An 18,694-nucleotide genomic window follows, 5' to 3' on the forward strand; every position below is an offset into this window, starting at 1 on the left:
TCAGTGGCCCCAGACGCGGATGGTGCCGCTGATGTCCTGGATGTCGCGCACCTCCAGGCTGCCCAGGCGGCTTTCACCGACGTAGAGGTCGCCGGCCACGCGTACGCGGATGGTCTGCGCCGGCAGGCCGCCGTCATTGAGCTGCCTGTTGATGGTGGTCAGGTCCGGCAGGGTCAGCGCCAGCTGCTGCTGGCCGTTGCTGCCCTGGACCACGTCGACCTGCAGGGTCGGCAGCTCGACGCCGAAGAACGGCAGGCTCAGGCCCAGCTGCGCCGCGCCCAGGGGCAGCGCGCCGCCGCGGCCGTCCGGGCAGACCGCGGCGCTGGTGCAGCCGTTGTCGATCTTCAGGTTGCGCAGCGAGACGCTGCCGCCGTCGTCGACCCAGGCGGCCTTGCCGATGCTGGCCATGACGTCGGCGCGGATGCTCAGGCCCTCCTGGCCGGTGATGCGGCCGAGGTTTTCGTTGTCCAGCGGTTCGAGCGCGGCCTGGCTGGCGCCGGCGGCGCACAGCAGCAGGCCGCCGAGCAGGTGCGGCAGGCTGAGAGGCTTGAGCATGGGGGCGGTTCCCTCGCGGTGGGCGACATGGCGAGGCAGTCTGCGCGCGATGCGCCCGGCCCGCCATGCCGGCGCGGCAGTTCCAGCCGAAGGATGGGCCCGACCATCGGCGGGTGGCCGCCATCGGTTGCCAGGTGACCGGGTCCGATGTGCGGGCTAGTCTGTTGCGATCGAAAAGGGAGTGTTTCGCCCATGCAGAAGATTCTCGTCAGCCGCTGCCTGCTGGGCCACCGGGTGCGCTACGACGGTGGCAGCCACGGCCCCTTCGACCTGCTGGAACGCTGGCAGGCCCAGGGCCGGGTGGTCGCGCTGTGCCCGGAAGTAGCCGGCGGCCTGCCCACGCCGCGCGCGCCGGCGGAGATTCCCGGCGGCCGCGGCGCCCTGGTGCTGGAAGGCCAGGCGCCGGTGGTGACGGTGGATGGCGTGGACGTCACCGGCGCCTTCGTCCGCGGCGCCGAACAGGCCATGGCGCTGGTCGACCGCCATGGCATCCGCCTGGCCATCCTCAAGGCGCGCAGCCCTTCCTGCGGCAACCGCGAGAACTACGACGGCAGCTTCTCCGGCCTGCGCGTGCCCGGCGAAGGCGTCACCGCGGCGGCACTCAAGCGCATGGGCGTGCTGGTGTTCAGCGAGGAGGAGCTGGACGCCGCGGCGGTCTGCCTGGCCGGCCTGGAAGCCGGCGGCTGAGTGGCTTGTGATAGCCTGCGAGGCTCGGCGTAGAGCCTTCCGACAGCCCTTGTAGCACTCTTTCCCTTGAGCCGTCGGCGTGGCGACCTATGCTGAAGAGTCCCGCCGGAGGTTCGCTGCAGCGTGCCGGGCCTCCCCATCCCGCTCATAAGGAGAACTCCATGAAGCTCACGTTGCCTTGCCTGGGCCTTGCCGGCCTGCTGCTCGCCGCCTCCACCGCCGCGCTGGCGGCCGGCATGCCGCGTACCCCGGCGCCCGAGGGGGCCAAGGTGTATTTCATCGAACCGCAGGACGGCGCCACCGTCGGCCAGACCTTCACCGTCAAGTTCGGCCTGGAAGGCATGGGCGTGGCCCCGGCCGGCGTCGACTCGCCCAGCACCGGGCACCACCACCTGCTGGTGGACCTCAAGGAGCAGCCGGCCATGGACATGCCGCTGCCGATGACCGACAACATCCGCCACTTCGGCAAGGGCCAGACGGAAACCAAGATCACCCTGCCGCCTGGCAAGCACACCCTGCAGCTGCTGCTGGGCGACAAGAACCACGTGCCCTTCGAGCCGAACGTGGAATCCAAGCAGATCACCGTCAACGTGAAATGATGGTTGGGTCTCGGGCCGGCGAGATCGGACTGATATGCCCGTAGCGGATTTATCCGCGATGCTCTTGAGCGGCGGATAACCTCTCGCGGACGGAGTCCGGCGATACACCACGTAGGATGGGTTGAGCGGAGCGATACCCATCACCGTCCCGCATGGGTTTCGCCAAGCTCAACCCATCCTACGAAGAGCGCCTTGGCATAGCCTGTAAGGCCATTGCTCCTGCCGCAGAAACGAAAAAAGGAGGCCGAAGCCTCCTTTTTTCTTGCCGCCGAGCGATCCTTAGAACAGGACGCGGCTGCGGATGGTGCCGTTGACGTGCTGCAGCTTCTCCAGCGCCAGGTCCGAGTACTCGGCGTCGACGTCGATCACCACGTAGCCGACCTTCTCGTTGGTCTGCAGGTACTGGCCGGAGATGTTGATGCCGTTGTCGGCGAACACCTTGTTGATCTCGCTCATCACGCCCGGGATGTTGGCGTGGATGTGCAGCAGGCGGTGCTTGCCCGGGTGCGACGGCAGGGCCACTTCGGGGAAGTTGACCGAGGACACCGAGGTGCCGTTGTCGCTGTACTTGACCAGCTTCTCGGCCACTTCCAGGCCGATGTTGGCCTGGGCCTCGGCGGTGGAGCCGCCGATGTGCGGGGTCAGGATCACGCGGTCCAGGCCACGCAGCGGGCTTTCGAACTCTTCGTCGTTGGATTTGGGCTCGACCGGGAACACGTCGATGGCGGCGCCGATCAGGTGCTCGTCCTTGATGGCGTTGGCCAGGTGGTCCAGCTCGACCACGGTGCCGCGTGCGGCGTTGATCAGGATGCCGCCCTTCTTCATGGCGCGGATTTCCTTCTCGCCGATCATCCACTGGGTGGACGGCAGTTCCGGCACGTGCAGCGAGACGATGTCGCACAGGCCCAGCAGCTCGTGCAGCGAGCCGATCTGCTGCGCGTTGCCCAGCGGCAGCTTGGTCACCACGTCGTAGAAGAACACCTGCATGCCCAGGGCTTCGGCCAGGACCGAGAGCTGGGTGCCGATGGAGCCGTAGCCGACGATGCCCAGCTTCTTGCCGCGGATCTCGAAGGAGTTGGCCGCCGACTTGATCCAGCCGCCGCGGTGGCAGGAGGCGTTCTTCTCCGGGATGCCGCGCAGCAGCAGGATGGCTTCGGCCAGCACCAGCTCGGCCACCGAGCGGGTGTTGGAGTAGGGCGCGTTGAACACCGCGATGCCGCGTTCGCGGGCGGCGTTCAGGTTGACCTGGTTGGTGCCGATGCAGAAGCAGCCCACCGCGATCAGCTTCTTGGCGCAGTCGAAGACTTCCTCGGTGAGCTGGGTGCGGGAGCGAATGCCGATGAAATGGGCGTCGGCGATCTTTTCCTTCAGCTCGTCGCCGGACAGCGCGGTCTTGAGGTACTCGATGTTGGTGTAGCCGGCGGCCTTGAGGGTATCAACGGCATTCTGGTGCACGCCTTCCAGGAGAAGGAATTTGATCTTGCTCTTGTCGAGAGAAGTCTTGCTCATCTGCTTGAACCTGTAGTCCCGGGATAATGGCTAGAAAATGAACAGCTCTGGCCGAACCGGCCGGTGCCGCAGCTCGGCGCCAGGTGGCGAACTGCGTGGGGTGCGTATGCTAGCATGTTCTCCCTTTTCCTTGTCCGGTTGCGACCTGAGCTGTTCTCAGGACGACCATGAACCATTTGAGAGTTCCCTCGATGACCCGCGAAGCCCTGATCGAATCGCTCAAGCCCCTGCTGGAGCCCGGCAAGCTGCTGACCGATGCCGATTCCCTGGATGCCTATGGCAAGGACTGGACCAAGCACTTCGCCCCGGCGCCGCTGGCCATCGCCTTCCCCAAGAGCATCGAGCAGGTGCAGGCCGTGGTGCGCTGGGCCAACGAGCACAAGGTCGGCCTGGTGCCTTCGGGCGGGCGTACCGGGCTCTCCGCCGCCGCCGTCGCCGCCAACGGCGAGGTGGTGGTGTCGTTCGACTACATGAACAGGATCCTCGACTTCAACGCCTTCGACCGCACCGTGGTGTGCCAGCCGGGCGTGGTGACCAAGCAGCTGCAGCTGTTCGCCGAGGAGCAGGGCCTGTACTACCCGGTGGACTTCGCTTCCTCCGGTTCCAGCCAGATCGGTGGCAACATCGGCACCAATGCCGGCGGGATCAAGGTGATTCGCTACGGCATGACGCGCAACTGGGTGGCCGGCATGAAGGTGGTCACCGGCAAGGGCGACCTGCTGGAGCTGAACAAGGACCTGATCAAGAACGCCACCGGCTACGACCTGCGCCAGCTGTTCATCGGCGCCGAAGGCACCCTGGGCTTCGTGGTCGAGGCCACCATGCGCCTGGAGCGCACGCCGAAGAACCTCACCGCGATGGTCCTCGGCACCCCCGACTTCGACTCGATCATGCCGGTGCTGCACGCCTTCCAGAGCAAGCTCGACCTGACCGCCTTCGAATTCTTCTCCGACAAGGCCCTGGCCAAGGTCCTGGCCCGCGGCGACGTGCCGCCGGCGTTCGAGACCGACTGCCCGTTCTATGCCCTGCTGGAGTTCGAGGCCAGCACCGAGGAAGTGGCCAACGAAGCCCTGGCCACCTTCGAGCACTGCGTCGAGCAGGGCTGGGTGCTGGACGGCGTGATGAGCCAGAGCGAGCAGCAGCTGCAGAACCTGTGGAAGCTGCGCGAGTACATCTCCGAGACCATCTCGCACTGGACGCCGTACAAGAACGACATCTCCGTCACCGTCAGCAAGGTCCCGGCCTTCCTCAAGGACATCGACGCCATCGTCGAAGCCAACTACCCGGACTTCGAAGTGGTCTGGTTCGGCCACATCGGCGACGGCAACCTGCACCTGAACATCTTGAAGCCCGAGAACCTGTCCAAGGACGAGTTCTTCGCCAAGTGCGCCACCGTCAACAAGTGGGTGTTCGAGACCGTGCAGAAGTACAACGGCTCCATCTCCGCCGAGCACGGCGTGGGCATGACCAAGCGCGACTACCTGGGTTACTCTCGCTCCGAAGCCGAGATCGGCTACATGAAGGCGGTCAAGGCGGTGTTCGATCCCAACGGGATCATGAACCCCGGCAAGATCTTCGCCGAGTAAGCCAGTCATCCCAGAAGGGCCGGTTCACCGGCCCTTCTCGTGTTCGGGGCCGACGGAACGGCCGGCAGCGCCCGCGGGAGGCGGGCACCGCGCAGCGCCACGAGCGCCGCGGGGCATCCCATTCATCCGTCCAGGAGTCGGTCATGAGTTACCAGCATCAGTACGTCGACGGCACCCGCATCCACTTCCCGCTGGGCAAGGTGGTCTGCGTCGGGCGCAACTACGCCGAGCACGCCAGGGAGCTGAACAACCCGGTGCCCACCGAGCCGCTGCTGTTCATCAAGCCCGGCTCCTGCACCGTGCCGGCCGAGGGCGGCTTCGCCATTCCCGAGGGTCGTGGCGACGTGCACTACGAAGCGGAGATCGCCGTGCTGATCGGCAAGCCGCTGTCGCGCACGCCCAGCCGCGAGGAAGTGCTGGACGCCATTTCCGGCTACGCCCCGGCGCTGGACCTGACCCTGCGCGACGTGCAGGCCAAGCTCAAGGAAAAGGGCCTGCCCTGGGAGCTGGCCAAGTCCTTCGACGGCGCCTTCGTGCTGGCGCCCTTCGTCAGCGCCGACCGCTTCCCCGACCCGGCCGACATCGGCATCCGCCTGAGCATCGACGGCGAAGTGCGCCAGGACGGCAACAGCCGCGACATGCTCAACCCCATCGTGCCGCTGATCCAGCACATCGCCGGGCACTTCTCGCTGCAGCCGGGCGACGTGGTCTCCACCGGTACGCCGGTGGGCGTGGGCCCGCTCAAGCGCGGTAGCGAGCTGGTGCTGGAACTTCCCGGCGCCAGCCGGTTCGAAAGCCGCGTCCTCTGAGCCGTACCCCGCCAAAGGCCGCCATTCGTGCGGTCTTTGCGTTCTGCGGGGCGTTCCCACCCAGACAACAAGAACTCCCCGATGACCCAGGTCCGATCCTCTCGTCTTCTGCGCTGGCTGCTGCTGGCCTTGCTCTTCGCCGCCGTGGTGCTGGTGGTCCTGACCAAGCTGTTCCACTGGGACGACCGCGCCCGCCTGTGGTGGCAGGAAGAGAACACCAGCGAGCAGGCGCGCGCCGACAGCGTCTGGCTGCCCGGCTACCGCGCGGTGATCCAGGGCAAGCCGCTCAAGGGCGGGCTGGAAGGCCAGGAAACCTCCGACCTGGCCTACAACCCGGTGACCCGCACGCTGTTCACCGTGACCGGCAAGAAGCCGCTGCTCGGCGAGCTGTCGCTGGACGGCGAGGTGCTGCGGGTGATCCCGCTGCTGGGCCTGGAGAACCCCGAAGGCGTGGCGGTGCTGCCCAACGGCAACGTCGCGGTGACCGACGAGCGGCAGAACTCCCTGACCATCTTCCACCTCGACCCGCAGACCCACGAGCTGAGCACCGCCAAGCTGGCCAGCTTCGACCTGGGCAACCTCGGCGAAAAGAGCAACAAGGGCTTCGAGGGCATCGCCTGGGACCCGGCGCAGAAACGCCTGCTGCTGGGCCGCGAGCGCGACCCCATGACCCTCTTCAGCTGGACCAGCGACGGCAGCCCGGGGCTGACCGGCAGCATGCGGCCGCTGCCCAGCGAGCAGCTGTACATGCGCAACGTCTCGGCGCTCAGCGTCGACCCGCGCACCGGCCACACCCTGGTGCTGTCGGCGGAGTCGCACCTGCTGCTGGAGCTGGACGAGAAAGGCGAGCCGGTCAGCTTCATCAGCCTGCTCGGCGGGCTCAACGGCCTGCACGACAAGATCCCGCGCGCCGAGGGCGTGGCCATCGACGAGCAGGGCACCATCTACATGGTCAGCGAGCCTGAGCTGTTCTACGTGTTCCGCAAGCTCAAGGACGACGGCAAGGGCGGTTAAGCCTGGATTAAGGGCGGATTCAGGCTGGTTTCAGGCTGTTTGGCTAATCTGATTCCAACGAAAACAGCCAGGAGGCTACTTCATGAAATCCATTCGTCTTCCCCTGATCGCCGCCATCGCCCTGTTCTCCGGCGCCACCTTCGCCGCCGGCTACACCGGCCCGGGCAGCAATGCCGCCAAGCCCGCGGCGACCGGCCCGGTGAACACCGTGAAAGCCGCCCAGGCCGCCGCCGACGACGCCCCGGCCGTGCTGGAAGGCGTGATCACCAAGCGCCTGCACGGCGAGCACTACGAGTTCAAGGACGCCACCGGCAGCATGCAGGTGGAGATCGACCACGAGGACTGGCCGCAGGGCGTGGACGTCTCCGACAAGACCAAGGTGCGCCTGACCGGCGAGGTCGACCATGACCGCAAGGGCGTGGAGATCGATGTGGATCGGGTTGATGTGTTGCAGTAACTGAGTCGCTATGGAAAAGGCCGCGCCGGGAGTGATTTCGGCGCGGCTTTTTTGTGTCTGGCTTTTCGTAGGAGCGAGCTTGCTCGCGAACCGCGTCTCCCGGCGGCCCTGGCGCGCCAGGCTGACTCCGCTCCCTCTCCCCAGCCCTCGGCTGCGCGCCCCGCCCTGAAGGGAGAGGGGGCTTGTCCGTGCCGAGAGAAGGTGTGGTTCATCCTGATGCCCGCGGAGTGGCCGGCTAACGCCGAAACATCAGCGCACTCCGAACGGTCCCCTCTCCCTTCAGGGAGAGGGTTAGGGAGAGGGCGCTCTAAGCCCCGGCATCCTGCGTCACCAGGAAACACCATCCCCGCTCAACCAACACTCTCAAACCCCTGCAACACATTCACCGCATTGACCCCGATCTCCTCCACCGCATACCCCCCCTCCATGACGAACAAGGTCGGCAGCCCCAGCTTGCCGATGGCCTCGCCCATGCGCAGGTAATCCGGCGAGTCCAGCTTGAACTGCGAAATCGGGTCTTCCTTGAAGGTATCCACCCCCAGCGAAACCACCAGCACATCCGGTCCATAGGCCGCGATCTGGCGGATCGCCGCCTGCAGCGCCAGGCTCCATACCGACCAGTCGCTGCCCGAGGCCAGCGGGTAGTTGAAGTTGAAGCCTTCGCCCACGCCCCGGCCCTTCTCGTCGGCGTAGCCGAGGAAGTAGGGGTACTCGAAGCGCGGATCGCCGTGGATCGAGGTGAAGAGCACGTCGGCGCGGTCGTAGAAGATGTCCTGGGTGCCGTTGCCGTGGTGGTAGTCGACGTCGAGGATGGCCACCCGCGCCGCGCCCTGGTCGAGGATGGCCTGGGTGGCGATGGCGGCGTTGTTGAAGAAGCAGTAGCCGCCCATGTAGTCGGCCGAGGCGTGGTGGCCCGGCGGGCGGCACAGGCTGAACACCGAGCGGGCGCCCTTGGCCAGTTCGGCCTGGCCGGTCAGGGCCACGTTCGCCGAGCTGGTGATGGCCTGCCAGGTGCCGGCGGTGATCGGCGCGCCGGCGTCGAAGCTGTAGTAGCCCAGGCGCCCGTCGATGCTGTCGGGCTCCTTCTGCAGCAGGCGGCGGGTCGGCCAGGCGATGGGCAGCATGTCGTGGCTGCGGCCGGTGGCCAGCCAGTCGCGCCAGGCGTGCTGGAGGAAGTTGACGAACCCCTCGGTGTGGATGCGCCGGATCGGCTCCAGGCCGAAGTCGCGCGGGGCCTGGATCTCGCCCAGGCCCACCGCCTTGACGCGGTCCAGGACCATGTCGGCGCGGCTGGGCTTCTCGAAGCAGGGGGTGAACTGGCCGCCGATCAGCTCATGCTGGCCGTGGTGCAAGCGATGGTCGTCGGTGTAGATCGTCAGCATCATGCACTCCTGGGGGCGCCCGGCGGCGCCCGGTAGGTCCGTGGGGTATCAGGCGTTTTCCTCGAAGTTCACGCTCGGCGCCTTGCGGCGGAAGCCGCCGGTGTGCAGCGCCAGGTAGACGAAGCCGACGGCGAACCAGCTCAGGCCAACGATCAGCGTCAGCTGCGACAGGCTGGTCCACATCCAGAGCGTCAGGCACAGGCCGATGAAGGGCACCAGGCCGTAGCGCAGCAGGTCGGCCGGCGCGCGGCGGCCTTCGACGCCCAGGTAGGTGCGGATCACCGCCAGGTTGACCACCGAGAAGGCCACCAGGGCGCCGAAGCTGATCATCGAGGCCAGGGTGGTCAGGTCCAGCACCAGGGCCAGCAGGGAGATGGCCGAGACCACCAGGATCGCCACCACCGGCGTCTGGAAGCGCGCGTGCAGGGTACCGAACAGGCTGCGCGGGAGGATGCCGTCGCGCCCCATGGTGAAGAGGATGCGCGACACCGAGGCCTGGGAGGCCAGCGCCGAGCCGATGCAGCCGGCGATGTAGGCGGCGGTGAAGAAGTTGCCGAGGAACTGGCCGCCGGCCTTGAGCATCACCTCGTTGGCCGCCGAGTCGGCGTTCTCGAACACGCTGCCGGGGAACACCAGCTGGCTGATGATCGCCAGCAGGGTGAACATCAGGCCGGCCAGCACCGTGGTGATGATGATCGCCCGCGGGATGTCGCGGCGCGCGTCACGGGTTTCCTCGGCCATGGTGGAGACCGCGTCGAAGCCCAGGAACGACAGGCACAGCACCGCGGCGCCGGCCATCAGCGGGGCGAAGCCGGGCTTGCTGCCGTCGCCGACGAAGGGCGCGGCCAGGTCCAGGGCCGGGGCGCCGGCCAGGCTCTTCAGCGACATGCCGACGAACACCACGATGAACACCAACTGGGCGCCGACGATGGCGTTGCTCATGCCGGCCACCTGGCTGATGCCCACCACGTTGAGCACGGTGACCAGGGCGATGGAGGCGACCACGAAGACCCAGGCGGGAATCTCCGGGAAGGCGATGTTCATGAACAGGCCGATGAGCAGGTAGTTGATCATCGGCAGGAACAGGTAGTCGAGCAGCAGCGACCAGCCGGAGAGGAAGCCCACCGCCGGGCCGAAGCTCAGGCTGGTGTAGGAATAGGCGGAGCCGGCGATCGGGTACTTGCGCACCATGAAGCTGTAGGAGGCGGCGGTGAACAGCATCGCCAGCAGGGTGATCAGGTAGGCGCTGGCGGTGCGCCCGCCGGTCATCTCGGTGACCACGCCGTAGGTGGTGAACATGGTCAGCGGGACCATGTAGACCAGGCCGAAGAAGACCAGGGCGGGCAGCCCCAGGATGCGTTTGAGGCGGGCGTCCGCCTGGGCTTGGGGGGCGTTGCCGGTGCTGGCGCTCATGCGGGCGCCTTGTTCGATGGCCATCGATGTTTCCTCGCGAATTCTTGTCGTTGTTGCGCTGGCGCGGGGCGCCGCTGGCGGCCGCGCGGAGGGAGCGGGGCGGTCAGCCGCAGCGCTGCCGGCGGGCGTAACGGGCGAGGAAGGGGTGGGCGCGGTGACGGCCGCGAACCGGGGTGGAGCAAGGGCTGGTCATGAGCGTTCTCGGGGCATTGTTCTTGTGGATGCTCGCTGGCGGCGCTCCCTGGATACCGGCGCGGCGCGTGCTGCGCCGGTGATCGCGGCCCTGGCGGCCATTCCCTGGGCGAGTACCCGGACTTTAGGCCGCCGCGCCGCCCCGCAGAACCCTGTAAAGGGTCAAAAAGGGATCGAAGTGGCCAAATTGACTGTCAGGCCCGGCGGCGGGCGCCCGTCCCGCCGCCGGACCGGCCGGTCATTTCTTCAGCTTGGTCCAGACCTTGGCGCGCAACGACAGGGACTTCGGCGAACACAGCTGGAAGGGCTTCAGGCGGTCGATCTTGTCTTCCGGGGTGTTGATCGCCGGGTCGTCGAACAGCTCCTTGTCCATGAACTTCTCGGAACCGGTGATGGCGTTGTTGTACTTGGCGAAGTTGGAGGCGGCGGCGATGTTCTCCGGCTGCATCATCCAGTTGAGGAAGACGTGGGCTTCCTTGATGTTGGTGGCGTCCTTGGGAATGGCCAGGTTATCGATGAACAGGCGCACGCCTTCCTTCGGATAGACGTAGACCAGGCTGGCGCGCTGGGCGTGGGCGCGGTGGTAGGCGCCGTTCCACTGCTGGTGCATGTACACCTCGCCAGCGGCCATGCGCTCGATGGTGCCGTCGCTGTTGTACATGGCCAGCAGCGGCTTCTGCTTGAGCAGCAGGTCGAGAACCTTCTCGGCCTCCTTCGGGTCCTCGGTGCACTCGTTCACGCCGAGGTAGTAGGTGGCCGGGGCCCACAGCTCCTCGATGGAGTTGAGCGCCACCACCTTGCCCTTGAACGCCTCCGGCGGCTCGAAGAACGGCTTCCAGCTCTCGTCGAACTTGCCGCCCGGGGCCTTGGCGCTGTCGTAGCTGTAGCCGGTGCTGCCCCACAGGTAGGGCACGGTATAGTCGTGGCCGGGGTCGTAGCTGAGCGTCTTGAACTTGTCCTTGAGGTTGGCCAGGTTCGGCAGCTGCGACTTGTCCAGCTTCTGCAGCAGGCCTTCCTTGACGAAGATCTCGATGAAGCTGTCCGAGGGCACCACCACGTCGTAGGCGCCGCCGCCGGCCTTGAGCTTGGCCAGCAGCGTCTCGTTGCTGTCGTAGGAGTCGAGGGTGGCGTGGATGCCGGTGTCCTTCTCGAACTTCTTCAGCAGCTCCGGCGGGAAGTAGTCCGACCAGTTGGCGAAGTGCAGTGTGCCGTCGGCGTGGGCCTGGCTGGCCAGGGTCAGGCCCGCCAGGGCGGCGGCCTTGAGGGCCAGGGGAAGGCGGCGGATGGTCATCGGTGAAGCTCCTGTGCGAATGGTTTTTATCGGGAGGCAGTCAACGCCGGCGCTGGCCGACGTAGTACGACAACGCAACGAACGCGATGGAAATCAGCAGGATGATCGACGAGATCGCGTTGATCTTCGGCGATATCCCCATTCTTATGGAACTGAAGATGTACACCGGCAGGGTGGTGGCGCCGGCGCCGGCGACGAAGTAGGTGATGACGAAGTCGTCCATCGAGATGATGAACGCCAGCATCGCCCCGGAGAGGATGCCGGGCATCAGCAGCGGGCAGGTCACCTTCCAGAAGGCCTTCCACGGCGAGGCGTAGAGGTCCGCCGCGGCTTCCGCCAGGCGCGGGTCCATGCCCTCCAGGCGGGCGCGGATCGGCAGGTAGGCGAAGGGGATGCAGAACACCACGTGGGCGATGAGGATGGTGAACAGCGACAGCTTCAGGCCGATGAAGGCGAAGAACATCAGCGTGGCCACCGCCACTACTATCTCCGGCACCAGCAGCGGCAGGCCGAGCACGCCGTTCATCAGGCTCTGCCCGCGGAAGGCGCGGCCGCGCATGCCCAGCGCCGCCAGGGTGGCCAGCAGGGTGGCGAAGACCGTGGCCAGGCTGGCCACTATCAGCGAGTTCTTCGCCGCGCGGACGATCTCCGGGTCGTTGGCCACCACCGCGTACCACTTGAAGCTGAAGCTTTCCCAGAGGGTCGCCGACTGGCCGCTGTTGAAGCTCAGCACCACCAGCACCAGGATCGGTACGTAGAGGAAGGCGAAGAACAGCCAGGCGGCCGGGCGCACGCCGGCGAAGCGCCACAGCGGGTTCAGCGAATTCATGGGTGACCTCCAGCGGCGCCCTGCCTGAAGCGCATGCTGTAGACCAGCATGGCGGCGAGGACGAAGGCGAGCAGGGCGAAGGACAGCGCCGCGCCGAACGGCCAGTTGTGCGCCGTGCCGAACTGCAGCTGGATCAGGTTGCCGATCATCAGCGACTTACCGCCGCCGAGCAGCTCGGGAATGATGTAGTTGCCCAGCGAGGGGATGAACACCAGGATGCAGCCGGCGACGATGCCGGGCATCGCCAGCGGGATGATGATCCGCTTGAGCGCCTTCCAGCGGTTGGCGCCGAGGTCGAAGGCGGCCTCCACCAGGCGCCAGTCCATCTTCTCCAGGCTGGTGTAGATGGGCAGCACCATGAACGGCAGGTAGGTGTAGAGCAGGCCGATGATCACCGCGTTGTCGGTGTACAGCAGGCCGATGGCGGCCTCGCTGAAGCCCAGCTTGTGCAGGCCCTCGTCTATCAGCCCGCCGTTGCGCAGCAGCAGTATCCAGGCGTAAACGCGCACCAGCAGGTTGGTCCAGAACGGCACCGTGACCAGGAACAGCAGCATGTTGCGCCGGCGCTCGTCCTGCAGCGCCAGGTACAGCGCGGTGGGGAAGCCGATCAGCAGGCAGCCGGCGGTGGTCAGGATGGACAGCCAGAAGGAGCGCTGGAAGATGCCCAGGTAGTCGGTGTTGAACACCAGGGCGTCGTCCAGGTCGCGTTCCCAGAGGAAGTTGATGTACGCCTCCAGGGTGTGCTGGCCCCACTTCACGCCGCCGTAGTCGCCGGGGGCCTGGACCGACACGGCGAACATGATGCCCAGCGGCAGCACCAGGAACACCAGCAGCACCAGCATCGCCGGGGTGGTCAGCGCCAGCCGGGCGCGCAGGCTCTTGCGCTCGGCTTGCAGGCGCAGCGTGCTCATTCGGCCAGCACCCGGATGGCGTCGCCGGGCACCCGCACGCGCACCCGCGCGCCGGGCTGGTGCGCGCCCACCGCGCCCTGGCGGTTCTGCTGGCGCACGCGGAAGCCGGGGGCGCCGGCGACCTTCAGGTGGTAGACGGTGTCGGTGCCGACGTAGACCACGGTTTCCACCACGCCTTCCAATTCGCCGTCCTGGGCCAGCTCGGTGCGTTCCGGGCGGATCGCCAGGGTCACCTTGCCCGGCAGCGTGGTGGCGGCGGCCAGGCGCTGGCCGTCGGCGAGCACTACGCCGTCGCCGTTGGCCTCGGCCTCGAGGAAGTTGGTCTCGCCGATGAAGTCGGCCACCCAGCGGTTGGCCGGGGCGTCGTAGATTTCGGTGGGGGTGCCGATCTGCAGGATCTGGCCCTTGTTCATCACCGCGATGCGGTCGGACATGGTCAGGGCTTCTTCCTGGTCGTGGGTGACGAAGATGAAGGTGATGCCGGTCTCGTGCTGCAGGCGCTTGAGTTCGATCTGCATTTCCTTGCGCAGCTTCAGGTCCAGCGCCGAGAGCGACTCGTCCAGCAGCAGCACCTTGGGCCGGCTGGCCAGCGCGCGGGCCAGGGCGATGCGCTGCTGCTGGCCACCGGAGAGCTGATCGGCGCGCCGCGAGCCGACGTCGGGCAGGCGCACCAGTTCGAGCATGGCCTTCACCGTGGCCTCGGTCTCGGCCTTGGGCTTGCCCTGCATCTCCAGGCCGAAGGCGATGTTCTGCGCCACGGTCATGTGCGGGAACAGGGCGTAGCTCTGGAACACGGTGTTGACCGGGCGGCGGAAGGGCGGGAGGCCCTGCATGGGCTCGCCGTAGAGGCGGATGCTGCCGGAGGTGGGTTGTTCGAAGCCGGCGATGAGCCGCAGGAGGGTGGTCTTGCCGCAGCCCGAGGGGCCGAGGAGGGTGAAGAATTCGTTGGCGCGGATGTCCAGGGACACGTCGTCCAGGGCCTTGAGGCCTTGGCCGGGGGTACCGAATTCCATGCCGATTCGCTCGATGGCAATCGCGCTGGTCATGCTTCAATACCATGCAGTTAAGCAGTTGTTATTGTTTGCGGTTTTACGGCTCTGGTGGCCGCTTCACCTAGCTGCGGCTTGATAATGGCCCTCCTTTTCGCAGCGGCAGAACGATAGAACAGGCCAATAAGGGATAAATCAGGCCAAGTTGAGGGGCCGTTTTCACCAGCCTGGCCGGCTCTTCGCAGGAGCGGGCTTGCTCGCGATAGCCGGAGGTTCCGACGCGTTTCGCGGATGGGATCCGCTCCTACGATGCACCCACCGTCGACCCCTCCTGTAGGAGCGGGCCCTGCCCGCGATTTCGCCCGCAGGGCGCGCTCCTACAAGGAGCACGGGTGTTGAGGATGGTATAGGAGCGGATCTCATCCGCGATCCGGCCGCCAGGCCGGCTCGGCCTCAACCGCGATACAGGCTCGGGCTCGCCCCGCTCCAGCGCTGGAAGGCATGGCGGAAGCTGGCCGTCTCGCTGTAGCCGAGCCGTTCGGCGATCAGGTAGATGGGCAGGTCGGTGTCCTTGAGCAGTTGCCGGGCCTTGTCGTAGCGCACTTCGTCCAGCACCTGCTGGTAGCTGGTGTTGTGCTGTTGCAGGTGCCGGCGCAGGGTGCGGCTGGAGCGGTGCAGGTGGCGCGCCACCTCGTCCAGGCCGCGGGCTTCCTGCAGGTGGTTGGCGAGGTGGCGGCGGATCAGTTCGAGGATGTCGTCGCGCCCGCTCATGGCCGCGCTCAGGCGCTGGCATTGCTGCAGGCCATTGTGGCAGCTGACCGGGTCGGCCAGCGGCAGGGCGCGGTCGAGCAGCGCCGGGCCCAGGCACAGGGCGCTGGTGGCGGCGCCGAACTCCACCGGGCAGCCCAGGCGTTCGCTGTAGGTGCTGGCATGCAGCGGCGGGCGGTAGGCCAGCAGCAGGCGCCGCGGACGCACCGACTCGCCGAGCAGGTCGCGCACCACGGTGAGCAGCGAGGTCAGGCACAGTTCGGTGTTGAACACCGTCAGCTCCGGCGCGTAGCGGTAGCCCTCGGCGCTCAGCCAGACCTCGTCGCCGTGGTCCTGCAGGGCCAGGCGGAAGTAGGTGCCGAGCAGGTCGGGATGGGCCAGGGCCAGTTGCAGGGCGTCGCGCAGGGTGCGGCTGGCCAGCATGCTGTAGCCGAGCATGCCGTAGGCCGAAACGTGCATGCGCAGGCCCAGGTAGAGGCCCAAAGCCGGGTCCTGGTAGCAGCTCAGGGCATTGGCGAATACCCGCAGCTCCTGGGCGTGGCTGACGAATTTCTCCGGCGTCAGCAGGTCCGCCTCGGCGATGCCGCTGCCCTCCAGCAGCCGGCCGCGGGGGATGCCGGCCTGGCTCAGCACCTCGGTGGCCAGCACCACGGTGTGCAGGGTGGTCAGGGTACGCTGCTCGGGAAGCTGGACGGCGCTCATCGGAACTCCTTGCGGGGGCGGCGAGAACACGGGATTACGCTAGCCTGACTTTAGCCTTGAGGAATTTTCCTGCACGGGGATTAAGCCTGGCTTCAGCGGCCTTGTGCTATTACGGCGTGCCCCCATCGACATGGACCTGCGATGTTCCGTTTCCTCACCTTGCGCCGCTGCCTGGCGGCGCTGCTGATCCTTCTCCTGCTCGCCCTGGCCTGGCTCGGCCAGCAGTTCCGCGTCTACGAGCGCGCCTGGTTCGCCGTGCGCGAATGGCACCATGCGGAAAACTGGCGCGAACGCTCGATCTGGCTGCCCGACTACCGCGTGGAGATCGAGGCGCAGCCCATCGAGGGCCTGGACGACGACGTCTCGGCGCTGACCTACGATCCCGAGCGGCGCAGCCTGTTCACCGTCACCAACCAGCCGGCGCAGATCGTCGAGCTGTCCCTGGACGGCAAGGTGCTGCGCAAGATCACCCTGCACGATTTCGGCGACACCGAGGCCATCGAATACATCGGCCCCGGCCTCTACGTGCTCAGCGACGAGCGCCGCCAGCGCCTGTTCAAGGTGCGCCTGGACGACGGCACCCGCGAGCTGGATGCCGAACAGGCGCAACAGCTGTCCCTGGGCCTGGGGCCGATGGGCAACAAGGGCTTCGAGGGGCTGGCCTACGACTCGGTCGGCCAGCGCCTGTTCGTCGCCAAGGAACGCGACCCGGTGCGCATCTACGAGGTCCACGGCTTCCCCCACACCCAGCCCGACAAGCCTTTCGCCGTGCACGTGCTGGACGACCTCAAGCGCGACCGCCGGCTGTTCGTCCGCGACCTTTCCAGCCTGCAGTACGACGAGGGCAGCGGCCACCTGCTGGCGCTGTCGGACGAGTCGCGCCTGGTGCTGGAGCTGGACGTCGACGGCGAGCCCATCAGTAGCCTGTCGCTACTGCGTGGCATGCAGGGGCTCAAGCGCAGCGTGCCGCAGGCCGAGGGCCTGGCCATGGACGAGGCGGGCACGCTGTACCTGGTCAGCGAGCCCAACCTGTTCTACGTGTTCCGCAAGGCGCCGGGCGTGGAGTCGGAGTAACAAAAGGCTTACATTGTCGCCCCACCCGTTGTCCCGCCCCTGGAGCGACCTTGAACATCATCCGCGAAGCCCTGATCAACCGCCGCCTGAACAAGGCGCTGAGCGAACACGGCTGCCGCCTGGCCGGCGGGATCAAGTCGCTGCGCGACGGCGCGCGCCTGACCCTGGAGCCGGGGGTGAAGCTGGGCAAGGCGAAGATCTACTCGCGCGAGCTGGAGATAGGCGCGCACACCGATGCCGTCAGCGGCTGCGAGTTTCTCGACGTGGCGCGGATCGGCCGCTACTGCTCGATCGCCACCGGCGTGGTGATCGGTCAGGGCCGCCATTCGCACCCGATGGACTGGCTGACCACCCACAACTTCCCGTCCAACCCCAAGCTGATCGGCCGCCCGATCCTCCGCGACGAGCCGCGGCGCCCCTCGTCCATCGGCCATGACGTGTGGATCGGCCGCGACGTGCTGATCCTCGACGGCCTGACGGTGGGGACGGGGGCGGTGATAGGCGCGCAATCCCTGGTCAACAAGGACGTGCCGCCCTACGCGATCGTGGCCGGGACGCCGGCGCGGGTGATCCGCTACCGCTTCCCGCCGGAAGTGATCGAGCGCCTGCTGGCTAGCCGCTGGTGGGAACTGCCGCTGGAAGTGCTGGGGGAGTTGCCGCTGGACGATCCCGAAGCCTGCCTGGCGCAGCTGGAGCGCCAGGCGCCGCCCGCCGCGCCACGGCCGCGGCGCCTGCGGATCGACTCCAAGCCCTGGGGCGTGGCGCTGCTGGCCGACTGAGGCGGCTCAGCTGTCGTCGCTGATCCCGGCGTCCGGCGCGTAGCGCTTCACCGAGGCGACGCCGTTCTCGGCGTTGGCCTTGCTGGCGTACATCTGGCTCTGCCCGACCACCTGGCCATTGCTGGCCTTGAGCACGAAGTAGTGCTTGCCGTTGCTCGCTTCCTTCAACTCGAAGGCGCCGTCGCGCTGCGAGTTCCTGCGCACCGACTCGATGCCTTCGATGGCCGAGGTCTTGGCCCGGTACAGCTCGCTGCTGAGCACGACCTCGCCGTTGCTGGCGTGCAGGGTGAAATGGAACTGGCCGTCGCTGGCCTTCTTCAGATGGTATTTTGCGGACATGGCGGCCTCCGGCGCGTTGCGCGAACAGCCTAAGCCTAGCCGTTGCCGGGCGCCCGTCCATGGGCGCGAATAGGTCAGGCCTTGAGCGTCTTCACGCCCTCGGCGGTGCCGAGCAGCAGCAGGTCGGCCGGGCGCGCGGCGAACAGGCCCACGGTGACCACGCCGACGATGTTGTTGATCTTCTCTTCCAGGGCCACCGGGCTGTCGATGCGCAGGTTGTGCACGTCGAGGATGATGTTGCCGTTGTCGGTCAGCACGCCGTCGCGGTAGACCGGGTCGCCGCCCAGCTTGACCAGTTGGCGGGCCACGTGGCTGCGGGCCATGGGGATGACTTCCACCGGCAGCGGGAAGGCGCCGAGCAGGGGCACCAGCTTGCTCTGGTCGGCGATGCAGACGAACTGCTTGGCCACGGCCGCGACTATCTTCTCGCGGGTCAGCGCAGCGCCGCCGCCCTTGATCAGCTCCAGGCGCTCGTTGCTCTCGTCGGCGCCGTCGACGTAGAACTCCAGCTCGCTGACGCTGTTCAGGTCGTAGACCGGGATGCCGTGGCCCTTCAGGCGCTGCGCGGTGGCCTCGGAGCTGGCCACGGCGCCGTCGAACTCGGCCTTGTGCCTGGCCAGCAGGTCGATGAAGAAGTTGGCGGTGGAGCCGGTGCCGACGCCGACGATGCTCTTGCTGTCGAGGTGCGGGAGGATGTGGTCGACGGCGGCCTGGGCCACGGCCTGCTTGAGCTGGTCCTGGTTCATCTGGGGATTCCGGCAAAGGGGGCTTGGGGCGCGGATTATAGCGGGGCCGCCGGGCGAATGTGG

General features: G+C 67.1%; 19 protein-coding genes. 8 read left to right on the plus strand and 11 right to left on the minus strand.

Annotated elements, in window-relative coordinates:
* Window positions 1-555 (minus strand): DUF6160 family protein, encoded by a 555-nt coding sequence (locus IG194_RS14765; protein WP_043268236.1) that lies wholly within the window; start codon window positions 553-555, stop codon window positions 1-3.
* Between the two features lie 192 nt (window positions 556-747).
* Between IG194_RS14765 and IG194_RS14770 the strand changes: the two genes are divergently transcribed.
* The gene (locus IG194_RS14770) at window positions 748-1,242 is read left to right on the plus strand and encodes a DUF523 domain-containing protein (RefSeq protein ID WP_043268238.1); all 495 of its coding nucleotides are present in this window, start codon (window positions 748-750) and stop codon (window positions 1,240-1,242) included.
* A gap of 161 nt (window positions 1,243-1,403) precedes the next feature.
* A complete protein-coding gene (locus IG194_RS14775; RefSeq protein ID WP_043317450.1) occupies window positions 1,404-1,841 on the plus strand; it encodes a DUF4399 domain-containing protein in 438 nt (145 codons plus the stop codon).
* 279 nt (window positions 1,842-2,120) lie between these two features.
* Here IG194_RS14775 and serA read toward each other — a convergent pair whose 3' ends face one another.
* On the minus strand, window positions 2,121-3,350 hold the full coding sequence (serA, locus tag IG194_RS14780; RefSeq protein ID WP_009613962.1) for a phosphoglycerate dehydrogenase: 1,230 nt from the start codon (window positions 3,348-3,350) through the stop codon (window positions 2,121-2,123).
* Between the two features lie 191 nt (window positions 3,351-3,541).
* On the opposite strand from serA, the gene IG194_RS14785 reads away from it, so the two are divergent.
* The 4 genes from IG194_RS14785 to IG194_RS14800 all read left to right on the plus strand — a co-directional run bounded on the left by IG194_RS14785 (window position 3,542) and on the right by IG194_RS14800 (window position 7,216).
* Window positions 3,542-4,936 (plus strand): FAD-binding oxidoreductase, encoded by a 1,395-nt coding sequence (locus IG194_RS14785; protein WP_024128084.1) that lies wholly within the window; start codon window positions 3,542-3,544, stop codon window positions 4,934-4,936.
* 143 nt (window positions 4,937-5,079) lie between these two features.
* A complete protein-coding gene (locus tag IG194_RS14790; RefSeq protein WP_043317452.1) occupies window positions 5,080-5,745 on the plus strand; it encodes a fumarylacetoacetate hydrolase family protein in 666 nt (221 codons plus the stop codon).
* Window positions 5,746-5,826: 81 nt separating this feature from the next.
* Entirely contained in the window at window positions 5,827-6,759 is a 933-nt protein-coding gene (locus tag IG194_RS14795; RefSeq protein ID WP_043268246.1) for an SdiA-regulated domain-containing protein, read from the plus strand.
* An 82-nt stretch (window positions 6,760-6,841) separates the two neighbouring features.
* The gene (locus IG194_RS14800) at window positions 6,842-7,216 is read left to right on the plus strand and encodes a NirD/YgiW/YdeI family stress tolerance protein (protein WP_043268248.1); all 375 of its coding nucleotides are present in this window, start codon (window positions 6,842-6,844) and stop codon (window positions 7,214-7,216) included.
* Window positions 7,217-7,566: 350 nt separating this feature from the next.
* Here the strand turns inward: IG194_RS14800 and IG194_RS14805 are convergent, their stop codons facing one another.
* From IG194_RS14805 to IG194_RS14835, 7 genes are all read right to left on the minus strand, one after another.
* Window positions 7,567-8,598 carry a histone deacetylase family protein gene (locus tag IG194_RS14805; RefSeq protein WP_058070846.1) on the minus strand — a complete coding sequence of 344 codons (1,032 nt, stop codon included), beginning with the start codon at window positions 8,596-8,598 and terminating at the stop codon, window positions 7,567-7,569.
* A gap of 48 nt (window positions 8,599-8,646) precedes the next feature.
* Window positions 8,647-10,011: an APC family permease gene (locus tag IG194_RS14810; RefSeq protein WP_058489691.1), complete on the minus strand. Its 1,365-nt coding sequence runs from the start codon at window positions 10,009-10,011 to the stop codon at window positions 8,647-8,649.
* A gap of 430 nt (window positions 10,012-10,441) precedes the next feature.
* The gene (locus IG194_RS14815) at window positions 10,442-11,494 is read right to left on the minus strand and encodes an extracellular solute-binding protein (protein WP_058488073.1); all 1,053 of its coding nucleotides are present in this window, start codon (window positions 11,492-11,494) and stop codon (window positions 10,442-10,444) included.
* Between the two features lie 40 nt (window positions 11,495-11,534).
* Window positions 11,535-12,323 carry an ABC transporter permease gene (locus IG194_RS14820; protein WP_009613945.1) on the minus strand — a complete coding sequence of 263 codons (789 nt, stop codon included), beginning with the start codon at window positions 12,321-12,323 and terminating at the stop codon, window positions 11,535-11,537.
* Window positions 12,320-13,234: an ABC transporter permease gene (locus tag IG194_RS14825; protein WP_058488074.1), complete on the minus strand. Its 915-nt coding sequence runs from the start codon at window positions 13,232-13,234 to the stop codon at window positions 12,320-12,322. The genes IG194_RS14820 and IG194_RS14825 overlap by 4 nt, the downstream gene beginning before the upstream one ends.
* Window positions 13,231-14,280 carry an ABC transporter ATP-binding protein gene (locus IG194_RS14830; protein WP_058488075.1) on the minus strand — a complete coding sequence of 350 codons (1,050 nt, stop codon included), beginning with the start codon at window positions 14,278-14,280 and terminating at the stop codon, window positions 13,231-13,233. Before IG194_RS14830 ends, IG194_RS14825 begins: the two co-directional genes overlap by 4 nt.
* A 396-nt stretch (window positions 14,281-14,676) precedes the next feature.
* Window positions 14,677-15,693, minus strand: coding sequence for an AraC family transcriptional regulator (locus IG194_RS14835; protein WP_058488076.1), 1,017 nt, complete (start codon window positions 15,691-15,693; stop codon window positions 14,677-14,679).
* Between the two features lie 141 nt (window positions 15,694-15,834).
* Between IG194_RS14835 and IG194_RS14840 the strand changes: the two genes are divergently transcribed.
* Both IG194_RS14840 and IG194_RS14845 read left to right on the plus strand, forming a co-directional pair.
* On the plus strand, window positions 15,835-16,767 hold the full coding sequence (locus IG194_RS14840; RefSeq protein ID WP_009613941.1) for an SdiA-regulated domain-containing protein: 933 nt from the start codon (window positions 15,835-15,837) through the stop codon (window positions 16,765-16,767).
* Between the two features lie 50 nt (window positions 16,768-16,817).
* Window positions 16,818-17,546 (plus strand): CatB-related O-acetyltransferase, encoded by a 729-nt coding sequence (locus IG194_RS14845; protein ID WP_058488077.1) that lies wholly within the window; start codon window positions 16,818-16,820, stop codon window positions 17,544-17,546.
* A 6-nt stretch (window positions 17,547-17,552) separates the two neighbouring features.
* On the opposite strand, the gene IG194_RS14850 is transcribed toward IG194_RS14845, so the two are convergent.
* Window positions 17,553-17,885, minus strand: a complete 333-nt coding sequence (locus IG194_RS14850; RefSeq protein ID WP_043268263.1) for a YegP family protein — start codon at window positions 17,883-17,885, stop codon at window positions 17,553-17,555.
* A gap of 74 nt (window positions 17,886-17,959) precedes the next feature.
* Entirely contained in the window at window positions 17,960-18,631 is a 672-nt protein-coding gene (rpiA, locus tag IG194_RS14855) for a ribose-5-phosphate isomerase RpiA (RefSeq protein ID WP_043317469.1), read from the minus strand.
* Window positions 18,632-18,694: the final 63 nt, after the last annotated feature.

The sequence above is a fragment of the Pseudomonas sp. ADPe genome (genome assembly GCF_014843515.1).
Taxonomy (GTDB): Bacteria; Pseudomonadota; Gammaproteobacteria; order Pseudomonadales; family Pseudomonadaceae; genus Pseudomonas; species Pseudomonas citronellolis.